A 10782-nucleotide genomic window follows, 5' to 3' on the forward strand; every position below is an offset into this window, starting at 1 on the left:
GAAGATATGCCCATCGCCACGGCCCCGACCCCGCGACGCCAGATGTCGCGGGCAAAGGCGAGGCCGCTGTCGTTGATGCTTTGCTGCAGGAGCGCGTTAAAGGCGGTGACGTTGCCGTCGTGGCGGTTGAGCTCCGACCTGATCCTTGTGGCAAGGATCCGGCGTTCCTTCTCTGGCAGGATGCTCAGCATTGCGATCCCCGCAGCTGAGGTTGCGACCGGCATCCGCCCGCCTACGGCAAAGCGGACAGCCAGGAGGTCATCCCCAACAACCACCTGCACAAAGGTCACGTGGAGTTTGTCGAGCACGCACAGGCCAGCCGTTTGCCCGGTCCTTTCGGCCAGCACCTTCAGAAGTGGCGTTGCCCGGTCAATGAGCGCCATGCCCGAAAGCACCGAGTAGCCGAGATTCAGTGTCTTCGGCGTCAACTCATAGGCGCGGCCGCCACCGCTATGGCGCAGATACCCCATCTTCATAGCGGTATAGCAAAGGCGGCTGATGGTTGATGGTGGCATGCCGGTTGCTCGCGCAAGATCGCTGTTTGACATCGACTTCTTCTGCTTCGACAGCACTTCGAACAATTGCATCCCGCGCGCAAACGCCTCGACAAACTGCCTGTCTTCGTAGCTCATCGGTCTCTCCCTTTCTTCCGCACAGCGGAATGCAATTTTGCGTATTGGCATTGCATACCGCGCTCTAAAAATCCAGTGTCCGGCAACGACACGGACCGGCGTCCGGGCCGCCACCGGGAATGCCGGAAGGGGAGGAAGAGAGATGCTCACCGGAGATATGCTGCGCCGCTCGGCAGAACGGTTTCCAGAAAAGGACGCGATCATCTGGCAGGAGAGGGCGATAAGTTACCGCGCGCTCGACCTGGCTGCAAATCGCTTTGCCAACGCTCTGGTCGACATGGGCCTGGGCCAGGGCGGCAAGGTCGCCATAATCAGCCGGAACCGGCTCGAGTACGGCATTGTCTTCTTCGGCGCAGCGCGCTCGGGCGGCGTTATTGTCAATGTCTCGGTGCTCTATACAGCGGAGGACCTGATCTACGTGCTCGACAAGGCCGATGTGGAGATCCTCGTCTACGAGGATATCTTCGCTGCCAAGGTTGAAGAGGCCTGCAAGTCCCTGCCGCGCATCCGCGAGCTCATCGTTCTGGGCGAGCGCCGCTCCGGTGCGCAAGGATTCGATGCGGTGCTGGCCTCGGCCCCCGAAACCTCCCCGGCCGTCGCCATGACGGAAGACGATCCCTTCTGCATGACGTATACGGGCGGCACCACCGGCCGGCCGAAGGGCGTCCTCGCCAGCCACCTCAATCGCGTCATCACCGCCCACACGGTCATGGTGCATGAGAACATCGATGAACGCGATGTCGTGGGCATCGTCACTCCGCTGTTCCATGTGGCGGCGCTCAACATCATGTTCCAGCCAGCGATCCTGGCCGGCGCGACCTGCACATTCCTGAGCAAGTGGGACGTGCAAGAGTTTTCCCGCATGGCGCAGCGTACAGGCATGACCGCCTGTTTTATGGTGCCGACCCAGTCCTCAATGCTGATCTCCGACCCTRCATTCGATGCCGACAACTTCGTCCGATGGGAAAAGCTAGCCTTTGCCGGGGCGCCGATGCCCGACTGGGTGCAGCGCGCCCTGATTGAGAAGCTCCCCGCGCTGGAACTCACTCAGATCTACGGTCAGTCCGAGGTCGGCGTCATCACCGTGCTGGGCCACTGGAACCTGCCCGAGCGGCTCGGTTCGATCGGCAAGCAGGCCTACAATGTCGATCTCGCCTTGGTCGACCCCGACGGCAACCCGGTTAAGCCGGGCGAGGTCGGCGAGCTCGTCTCGCGCGGCGACAACGTCATGCTCGAATATTACAATGAGCCCGAGCAGACCTCGAAGTTTTTCAGGCACGGCTGGGGTTGGACAGKCGATCTCGCCGTGGCCGACGAGCAGGGCTTCATCACCCTCGTCGACCGCTCGAAGGACATGATCATCTCCGGGGGCGAGAACGTGTATCCCAAGGAGATTGAGGACGCGATCTACCAGCTCGACGCCGTCGCCGAGTGCGCGGTCTTCGGCATACCGGACGACAAATGGGGCGAGGTGCCGGCCGCCTATGTCCAGCTCAAGGCAGGCGCAGTTCTGGCCGAAGCCGTACTCGCGGCTCATTGCGAGGCCAAGCTGTCGCGCTTCAAGCGTCCCCGTCTCGTGAAGTTCGTCGAGAGCTTCCCTAAGACCCCCATCGGAAAAATCCAAAAGAACCTGTTGCGCGAACCCTACTGGGCAGACCGGGAGAAAAGAATATGAGCATCGACACCGCCAGCTATCGCCGCCTCAAGTTCGACTGGCCGGACGCGGGTATCCTGCGGATCACGATGGAGAACCCCGGCCGTCTGAACTCGGCCGACGCCATCATGCATGGGGAACTCGTTCGTGTCTGGCGCGACATCGACGCCGCCGAAGATGTGCGCGCGGTCATCATCCGTGGTGCGGGCGAAGCCTTCTCCTCGGGCGGCGATCTCGATCTGGTCAAGGACATGACCGAGAACTTCCACACGCTCACCCGCGTGTGGAAAGAGGCCCRCGACCTCGTCTACAACATCATCAACTGCTCCAAGCCCATCGTCTCGGCCATGCAGGGCCCGGCGGTCGGTGCCGGTCTGGTGGCGGGCCTGCTGGCCGACATCTCCATCGCCACGAAGACGGCCCGCATCATTGACGGCCACACCCGTCTGGGCGTCGCCGCAGGCGATCATGCCGCCATCGTCTGGCCGCTGCTTTGCGGGTTGGCTAAGGCGAAGTACTACCTTTTGCTATGCGAGGCCATTTCGGGCGAGGAGGCCGAGCGCATCGGCCTCATCTCGCTTTGCACCGAGGACCATGAGCTGCACGATAAGGCGCTCGAGGTCGCGCGCAAGCTTGCCAATGGTTCGCCCACGGCGATCCGCTGGACCAAGTATGCGCTCAACAACTGGCTGCGCATGGCCGGGCCGACCTTCGACACCTCACTGGCGTTGGAATTCATGGGCTTCACCGGCCCGGATGCGCGCGAGGGCCTGCAATCGCTGAAGGAGAAGCGTCGCCCGAACTTCTCCGACACTTGTCCTCTCTGAGTGAGCATGATGACGGAAGCCTTCATCTGCGCCGGTGTGCGCACACCCATTGGCCGCTTCGGTGGCGCTCTGGCCACGGTGCGGCCTGACGATATGCTGGGCCTCGTCCTGGCCGAACTGCTCAAGCGCGCGCCCGGCCTCGATGCCACGCAGATAGACGACGTCTTTACCGGCTGCGCCAATCAGGCTGGCGAGGATAATCGCGACGTCGCCCGCATGGGCGTGCTTCTCGGCGGGCTGCCTCAGACGGTGCCCGGAACCACGATCAATCGGCTCTGCGGTTCCGGTCTCGACGCGGTCGGCCTCGCCGCCCGCTCGATCATCTCGGGCGACGCCGATGTCATCATCGCCTCCGGCGTGGAAAGCATGACTCGCGCGCCATTCGTCATGCCCAAGGCTGCCTCGGCCTTCTCGCGCACGGCGGAAATCCACGACACCACGATCGGCTGGCGTTTCGTCAATGCTGTCATCAAGCGGCAGTACGGCATCGATTCCATGCCGGAGACCGCCGAGAACGTGGCGGAGCGCTTCAAGATCAGCCGGGAGGACCAGGACGCCTTCGCGCTGCGCAGCCAGCTTCGCACAGTGGCCGCTCAGGCTGCCGGCGCCTTCGACGGCGAAATCATCCCCGTCGCCATCCCTCAGCGCAAGGGCGATCCTCTCGTCGTCGCGCAGGACGAGCACCCCCGGGCGACCAGTCTTGACAAGCTCGCAGCACTGCCCACCCCGTTTCGTCAGGGCGGTTCGGTCACCGCAGGCAATGCCAGCGGCGTCAACGATGGCGCGGCGGCGATCCTGGTCGCCTCGGCCGACGCGGTGAAGCGTTTTGGCCTTACCCCGCTTGCCCGCGTCACCGGCATGGCCACCGCCGGCGTGGAGCCCGCGATCATGGGCATCGGGCCGGTTCCGGCCAGCCGCAAGCTCATGGCGCGGCTTGGTTTGTCCATCGCCGATTTCGATCGCATCGAACTGAACGAGGCCTTTGCAGCCCAGGCCCTCGCCTGCCTCCGCGAATTTGGCCTGCCTGACGACGCCGAGCAGGTGAACCCCAACGGTGGCGCCATCGCGCTCGGCCACCCCTTGGGTATGTCCGGCACGCGCCTCGCGCTCACCGCCGCACTGGCCGTCGCCCGTGCTGGCAAGGGCCGTGCACTCTGCACTATGTGCATCGGCGTCGGTCAGGGCATTGCTTTGACGCTGGAGGCAGCATGACCGAACAGGACCTAGTCCTTGTCGAACGGCAGGACAACCTCGCCATCGTCCGGCTCAACCGGCCCGACGTCCTCAACGCTCTTAGCATGCCGCTGCGTCGCCGCCTGGCCGAGATTTTCGAGGGCTTCACCTCCGACGTCGATCTGCGCGCCATCGTCCTGACGGGCGATGACCGTGCCTTCGCCGCCGGGGCCGACATAGCGGACATGGCGCAGATTGGCACCGTAGATATGTATCTACGCCACAACGAGCGGCTTTGGGGGGCGATCGCCAACTGCCCGCAGCCGTTGATCGCCGCGGTCAACGGCTATGCTCTTGGCGGCGGCATGGAACTCGCCATGCATGCCGACATTATCGTCGCGGGTCGCTCCGCCAAGTTTGGCCAGCCCGAGGTCAAGGTCGGCATCATGCCCGGAGCGGGCGGTACCCAGCGGCTGACCCGCGCGGTCGGCAAGTTCAAGGCCATGAAGCTGTGCCTGACCGGCGAGACCATCGCGGCCCAAGAAGCCTACGCCATGGGTCTGGTCAGTGATCTCGTCGAAGACGACCAGGTCTTTACCCACGCGCTCGGGCTGGCCCGGAGTATCGCAGCCTTGCCGCCCATCGCGGTCAAGCAGGTCAAGGAGGTCATCTTGCACGGGCAGGATGCCTCTCTCGGTGCTGCGCTGACGATGGAGCGCAAGGCGCTGCAGATTCTGTTTTCAACCGCCGACAAGAACGAGGGCATGGCCGCTTTCCTGGAAAAGCGCAAACCCTCTTATACCGGTTGCTGACCCCCCAGGAGGTACATGATGGACCTTGGCATTTCGGGCAAGACGGCCCTTATCCTTGGCGGAAGCAAGGGGCTTGCCCGCTCTTGCGCCGAGCATCTGGCGCAGGCTGGCGTCCGCGTCGTGATCAACGGGCGCGACGCAGACACAGGCCAGGCCGCCGCCAAGGCCCTCGGCAACGGCGCGATCTTCCTGCAGGGCGATGTCTCGCAACCCGGCATGGTCGATGAGGTGATAGCCGCTGCCGAAGCTCAGGCGGGGCGCATCTCGATCCTGGTGACCAATGCCGGCGGTCCTCCGCCCGGCCTCTTCACCGACCACGATATTGACGTCTGGCGCCGTGCGCTCGAGGTCAACATGCTGTCGGCCGTCAGCGCCGCCCAGCGGGTCCTGCCTGGCATGCTGGCGGACGGCTTCGGCCGCATCGTCAACATCACCTCCTTTGCGGTGAAGGAGCCCTACCCTAACATGGCGCTCGCTAACTCCATTCGCGCGGGTCTCACCGGCGCAATGGCGACGCTGGCGCGCGAGGTGGTGGACCGGGGCGTGACGGTGAACAACGTCCTGCCCGGGCTGATGGCCACCGGCGCGCTCGACCGGGTGATCCGTGCCCGCGCCGCTCGCGACGGCATCAGCGAGGCGGAGGTCGTCACTTCGATGGCCAGTTCCGTGCCGGCCAAGCGGCTTGGCGAGGCCGACGATTTCGGCCCGATCTGCGCATTCCTGTGCTCGCGCCACGCCAACTACATCACCGGACAGAACATCGCTGTCGACGGCGRCCTGGTCCGTTCGCTGCTCTAATGTATTCCGCACTGCGGAACGAAAGTCTGCAATGCGGCTGTGACTAAGTGCTGCCAGCACCCTAGAGTGGCGGCACTGAAATGGGAGGAAATTTCATGAAAAGACTTATGTTGTCCGTCGCGCTCGCGGCGGCCTGGGCCGGCACTGCGCATGCGGATATGTCCGGCGGCGGCGTCAAGATCGGCGTGCTGACGGACCAGAGCGGGGTCTTCTCCTCGCTCGCCGGTCAGGGCTCGGTCGTTGCCGCGAAAATGGCGATCGAAGACTTCGGTGACAAGCTCGGTGTACCGGTCGAACTTCTCAGTGCCGACCACCAAAATAAGGCTGATGTCGGCACGCAGATCGCCCGGCAATGGTACGATGTCGAGGGCGTAGACCTCATCGTCGATGTGCCAAATTCGTCAGTGGTTCTGGCCGTTCAGGGCCTCGCCCGCGAAAAGAACCGCGTGCTGATCGCCTCGGGCGCAGGCACCGCCAGCCTCACCAACGAATTCTGCTCGCCGAACGGCATCCACTGGACTTGGGACACCTACTCCGTCGCCGTTTCCACCGGCAAGGCGATGGTGGAACAGGGCGGCAATCGCTGGTTCTTTCTGACCGCCGACTACGCCTTCGGCCACACCATGCAGAAAGACGTCTCGGCGGTGGTCAAGGCGTCGGGCGCCGAGGTGGTTGGCAACGTGGTCGCGCCGCTCAACACGGCCGATTTCTCGTCCTATTTGCTTCAGGCTCCGGCTGCGAACGCCAATGTCATTGCGTTGGCCAATGGCGGCACGGACACGATCAATTCGCTGAAGCAGGCGCAGGAATTTGGTCTGACCCAGCAAGCGCGCATCGCCGGTCTGGCGATCTTCCTGACCGATGTGCATTCTATCGGTCTCGAAGCCGCGCAGGGGCTCTTCCTCACGACCGGCTTCTATTGGGACCGGACCGATGAAAGCCGCGCGTGGTCCAAGCGCTTCTTTGAGCGTCACGGTGCCATGCCCACCATGTCGCAGGCGGGCGTCTACTCCGCTGTCACCCATTATCTCAACGCTATCGCCAAGATCGGCGACGATAGTGCGGGCCCCGTGATCGCCCAGATGAAGGCCACCCCGGTCAACGACTTCTTCGCTCAGAACGGCGTGATCCGCGACGATGGCCGCATGGTCCACGACATGTATCTCGCACAGGTGAAGTCACCTGCAGAATCGACCGGGCCCTGGGACTACTACAAGATCCTCAGCACCGTGGCCGGTGACGAGGCGTTCCGCCCCCTATCGGAAAGCGCCTGCCCGCTGGTCGCGAAATAAGCCAAAGCAAGACGAGATGGTGCGCGGGACCCGGTCTGGGGTCCCGCCAATGCAAGGGGCGTTGAATGGCTGATGATATGGTTCTGAGTGCGTCGGGCCTGGTGATGGAATTCAAGGGCTTCCGCGCGGTCGACGGCGTGAACCTCGACATCGCTCGCGGCACGATTCATGCGCTCATCGGCCCGAACGGTGCGGGAAAATCCACCTGCTTCAACCTGTTGACAAAGGTGCTGACCCCCACTGAAGGAAACATCCGCTTCGAGGGGCGAGACATCACCGGCCTCAGCCCCGCCAATGTCAGCCGTTTGGGCATCGTCCGTTCGTTCCAGATCTCTGCTGTCTTCGGCTCGATGACTTCGCTTGAGAATGTCCGGACTGCCCTGCAGCGGCGGCGGCATGGGGATTCATGGGATTTCTGGCGTTCCGACCGGGCGCTCGGATGTCTCCATGATGAGGCGATGGAACTGCTCTCCTCCGTCGGCATGGCTGACTATGCCGGGCATGTCGCCGACGACCTGCCTTATGGCCGCAAGCGGGCACTGGAAATCGCCACCACGCTGGCGCTGGAGCCGCGCGTATTGCTGCTGGACGAGCCCATGGCCGGGATGACGCAGGAAGACGTCGCTCGCATCTCCGCCCTCATCCGCAAGGTCGCTGTCGGGCGCACCGTGGTGATGGTGGAACACAATCTCTCGGTCGTGGCCGACCTCTCCGACCGCATCACTGTCCTCGCGCGCGGCAAGGTCCTCGCCGAAGGCGTCTATTCCGATGTCTCGCGCGATCCGCGCGTCATCGAGGCCTATATTGGTGTGCCCCATGCCTGAGACATCCGCCATCTCCATGTTGCAGGTTCGTAGTCTCGAAGCTTGGTACGGGGAGAGCCATGTCCTGCACGGAGTGGATTTCGACGTGCACCAAGGCGAGGTCGTGACCCTGCTCGGCCGCAACGGCGCAGGGAAAAGCACCACGCTCAAGGCCATCATGGGCATACTCAAACGCAAGCGCGGTTCGATCAAGTTCCGCGGTCTGGAACTCTGCGGCGCGCAGTCGCGTCAGATCGCGCGTGCAGGCATCGCTTTCTGCCCCGAGGATCGCGGCATCTACTCCAGCCTCACGGTGGAGGAAAACCTGATGCTGCCCCCGGTGGTGGCTCCAGGGGGCATGTCCGTCGCCGAGATCTACCAGCTTTTCCCGAACCTTGCCGAAAGGCGGCGCAGCCAGGGCACGCGTCTTTCGGGTGGCGAGCAACAGATGCTTGCTATCGGGCGCATTCTGCGCACGGGCGCGCGTCTCCTGCTGCTCGACGAGCCGACCGAGGGCCTTGCTCCTGTCATCGTCCAGCAGATCGGCGCGATGATCCGCAAACTCAAGGAAGGCGGTTACACCGTCATTTTGGTCGAGCAGAATTTCCACTTCGCGGCCACGGTGGCCGACCGGCACTACGTGATGGATCACGGCACTATCGTCGACATGATGTCGAATACCGACATCGCCGCGCATGCCGAAAAGCTGAACAGCTATCTCGGGGTCTGAGGAGGAATCATGCTCATTTTCGGGATACCGCTGCAATTGTTCTCCACCCAGATCATGCTGGGTTTGATCAACGGCGCCTTCTACGCGATCCTCAGCCTCGGGCTGGCGATTATCTTCGGGCTGCTGAACATCGTGAACTTCGCCCACGGCGCATTCTACATGCTTGGCGCCTTCGGTGCGCTCCTGCTGCTCGACTACTTCGGGATCAACTACTGGACGGCGCTTGTCCTTGTGCCGCTGGGCATCGGGCTTGTCGGCTGCGTCATAGAGCGTTTCATCCTGCGCTGGATCTACGATCTCGACCATCTCTACGGGATGATCCTGACATTCGGCATGGGGCTCGTCATGGTCGGTGTATTTCGCAACCTTTACGGCGCGACCGGCCTTGCCTATTCCTTGCCGCCGGGGCTCCAGGGCGGCTATAATCTCGGCTTTATGTATCTGCCCGCGTCGCGCGCCTTCGTGATCGTCGCCTCGGTCATCGTGTGCCTGGCTACATGGATCGCAATCGAGAAGACGCGYGTCGGCTCATGGCTGCGCGCGGCGACCGAAAAGCCGCAGCTGACCGAGGCCTTCGGCATCAACGTGCCGCTGCTCATCACGCTGACCTATGGCTTCGGTGTAGCGTTGGCCGGCTTCGCTGGCGTGCTGGCGGCGCCGATCTTCTCGGTCAACCCGATGATGGGCAGCGATCTCATCATTGTCGTCTTCGCCGTAGTGGTGATCGGCGGCATGGGCTCGATTTCGGGCGCGATCCTGACAGGCTTCATGCTCGGATTTGTCGAAGGTCTGACCAAGGTTTTCTGGCCACAGGCTTCGTCTACGGTGATCTTCGTCATTATGGCCATCGTGCTGCTGGTCCGTCCGGCGGGCCTCTTCGGAAAGCAGGATTGACATGTCGGCCACGCAAGCCATCGCAACGCCCCTAATGCACGCCGCCGCACCGCTCGGCATGTCGCGTACGCATCGGCTTCTCATGCTGCTGCTCGTGGCGATCGTCGTCATCGCTCCCTTGGCCTTCTACCCGCTCTTCGTGGTCAAGGTGCTGTGCTTCGCGCTCTTCGCATTGTCGCTGAACCTCATGCTGGGCAATCTCGGGCTGCTGTCCTTTGGCCATGCCGCCTATTTCGGTCTTTCCTCCTACGCGGCAGCCCACGCGGCGAAAATCTGGGGGTTCACGCCCGAACTCGCCATTCTCTTCGGCGTCCTGGTGGCGCTGGGGCTGGGGGCGGTGATCGGCGCGCTCGCCGTGCGGAGGAGGGGCATCTATTTCGCCATGGTCACGCTCGCCTTCGCGCAGATGGTCTACTTCTTCAGCCTGCAGGCTCCATTCACCGGCGGCGAGGACGGCATCCAGCAGGTTCCACGCGGGGATCTCTTTGGCGTGTTCTCGTTGCGCGACGACAGGGYCTTGTACGCGCTCGTGGCAGCCGTCTTCATCCTCGCCGTGCTCGCGCTCTACCGGATCACCTATTCTCCGTTTGGCCAGACCCTGCGCGCCATTCGCGACAACGAGGCCCGGGCTGTCTCGCTGGGGTATCGGGTGAACGGCTACAAGTGGCTGGCCTTCGTCCTTGGAGCGGGCTTTGCAGGTCTAGCCGGCGCGATGAAGGCTGTTGCGTTCCAACTTGCGAGCCTCACCGACGTCTACTGGGGCATGTCTGGTGAGGTTGTACTTATGGCGCTGATAGGCGGCATGGGCACGTTCTTCGGTCCAATCGTTGGCGCAGGCCTGGTCGTCTGGATGCAGAATGAGCTGGCCGGCTTCGGCGCCTGGGTGACCATCGTGCAGGGGCTCGTGTTCATGCTCTGCATCCTGGCCTTCCGAAAGGGCATTCTCGGTGCGCTGGGGCAGCTTCTGGGGCGCAAGCTCTAGAGCTCTTGGAGCGGGTTCGTCGTCAACATGACTGCATGCAGGACCCGCAACAATAGTGGACCAATGTCCGCTTTGAGGCCAGTTCGACCACAAGCCGACAGCCTGCTTGTGATGCGGTTGTCTAATCGAAGTTGGGACGTCAAGCGTGAAGTTTGTTGAGACGACGCTGCCGGGCGCATGGTTGT

At 63.1% G+C, this 10782-nt stretch carries 11 protein-coding genes; 10 read left to right on the forward strand and 1 reads right to left on the reverse strand.

Annotated elements, in window-relative coordinates:
* On the reverse strand, positions 1–782 hold a 782-nt coding region (locus AC1DUU_RS12175; RefSeq protein ID WP_476783676.1), incomplete at its 3' end, for an IclR family transcriptional regulator.
* Between AC1DUU_RS12175 and AC1DUU_RS12180 the strand changes: the two genes are divergently transcribed.
* The 10 genes from AC1DUU_RS12180 to AC1DUU_RS12225 all read left to right on the forward strand — a co-directional run bounded on the left by AC1DUU_RS12180 (position 775) and on the right by AC1DUU_RS12225 (position 10597).
* Positions 775–2307, forward strand: a complete 1533-nt coding sequence (locus AC1DUU_RS12180; RefSeq protein WP_476783677.1) for a class I adenylate-forming enzyme family protein — start codon at positions 775–777, stop codon at positions 2305–2307. The two genes, AC1DUU_RS12175 and AC1DUU_RS12180, sit on opposite strands and share 8 nt — an antisense overlap.
* The gene (locus AC1DUU_RS12185; RefSeq protein ID WP_476783678.1) at positions 2304–3113 is read left to right on the forward strand and encodes an enoyl-CoA hydratase/isomerase family protein; all 810 of its coding nucleotides are present in this window, start codon (positions 2304–2306) and stop codon (positions 3111–3113) included. The genes AC1DUU_RS12180 and AC1DUU_RS12185 overlap by 4 nt, the downstream gene beginning before the upstream one ends.
* 9 nt (positions 3114–3122) lie before the next feature.
* Positions 3123–4325 carry a 3-oxoadipyl-CoA thiolase gene (pcaF, locus tag AC1DUU_RS12190; RefSeq protein WP_476783685.1) on the forward strand — a complete coding sequence of 401 codons (1203 nt, stop codon included), beginning with the start codon at positions 3123–3125 and terminating at the stop codon, positions 4323–4325.
* Positions 4322–5098, forward strand: a complete 777-nt coding sequence (locus tag AC1DUU_RS12195) for an enoyl-CoA hydratase-related protein (RefSeq protein ID WP_476783679.1) — start codon at positions 4322–4324, stop codon at positions 5096–5098. Before pcaF ends, AC1DUU_RS12195 begins: the two co-directional genes overlap by 4 nt.
* 15 nt (positions 5099–5113) lie before the next feature.
* Positions 5114–5896, forward strand: a complete 783-nt coding sequence (locus tag AC1DUU_RS12200) for an SDR family oxidoreductase (protein WP_476783680.1) — start codon at positions 5114–5116, stop codon at positions 5894–5896.
* Between the two features lie 95 nt (positions 5897–5991).
* On the forward strand, positions 5992–7188 hold the full coding sequence (locus AC1DUU_RS12205; RefSeq protein WP_476783681.1) for an ABC transporter substrate-binding protein: 1197 nt from the start codon (positions 5992–5994) through the stop codon (positions 7186–7188).
* Between the two features lie 65 nt (positions 7189–7253).
* Positions 7254–8012, forward strand: a complete 759-nt coding sequence (locus tag AC1DUU_RS12210) for an ABC transporter ATP-binding protein (protein ID WP_476783682.1) — start codon at positions 7254–7256, stop codon at positions 8010–8012.
* Positions 8005–8721, forward strand: a complete 717-nt coding sequence (locus tag AC1DUU_RS12215) for an ABC transporter ATP-binding protein (RefSeq protein ID WP_476783683.1) — start codon at positions 8005–8007, stop codon at positions 8719–8721. The genes AC1DUU_RS12210 and AC1DUU_RS12215 overlap by 8 nt, the downstream gene beginning before the upstream one ends.
* Positions 8722–8727: 6 nt before the next feature.
* A complete protein-coding gene (locus AC1DUU_RS12220; protein WP_476783686.1) occupies positions 8728–9615 on the forward strand; it encodes a branched-chain amino acid ABC transporter permease in 888 nt (295 codons plus the stop codon).
* A gap of 1 nt (position 9616) precedes the next feature.
* On the forward strand, positions 9617–10597 hold the full coding sequence (locus AC1DUU_RS12225) for a branched-chain amino acid ABC transporter permease (RefSeq protein ID WP_476783684.1): 981 nt from the start codon (positions 9617–9619) through the stop codon (positions 10595–10597).
* The last annotated feature ends 185 nt before the right edge of the window (positions 10598–10782 follow it).

Source organism: Aminobacter sp. P4_H6_2, assembly GCF_056400805.1.

Excerpts from the sequence above, each read along its gene's own strand:
- pcaF (WP_476783685.1), top strand. The coding sequence starts at position 3,123 with ATGACGGAAGCCTTCATCTGCGCCGGTGTGCGCACACCCATTGGCCGC.
- AC1DUU_RS12195 (WP_476783679.1), top strand. The coding sequence starts at position 4,322 with ATGACCGAACAGGACCTAGTCCTTGTCGAACGGCAGGACAACCTCGCC.
- AC1DUU_RS12205 (WP_476783681.1), top strand. The coding sequence starts at position 5,992 with ATGAAAAGACTTATGTTGTCCGTCGCGCTCGCGGCGGCCTGGGCCGGC.
- AC1DUU_RS12210 (WP_476783682.1), top strand. The coding sequence starts at position 7,254 with ATGGCTGATGATATGGTTCTGAGTGCGTCGGGCCTGGTGATGGAATTC.
- AC1DUU_RS12215 (WP_476783683.1), top strand. The coding sequence starts at position 8,005 with ATGCCTGAGACATCCGCCATCTCCATGTTGCAGGTTCGTAGTCTCGAA.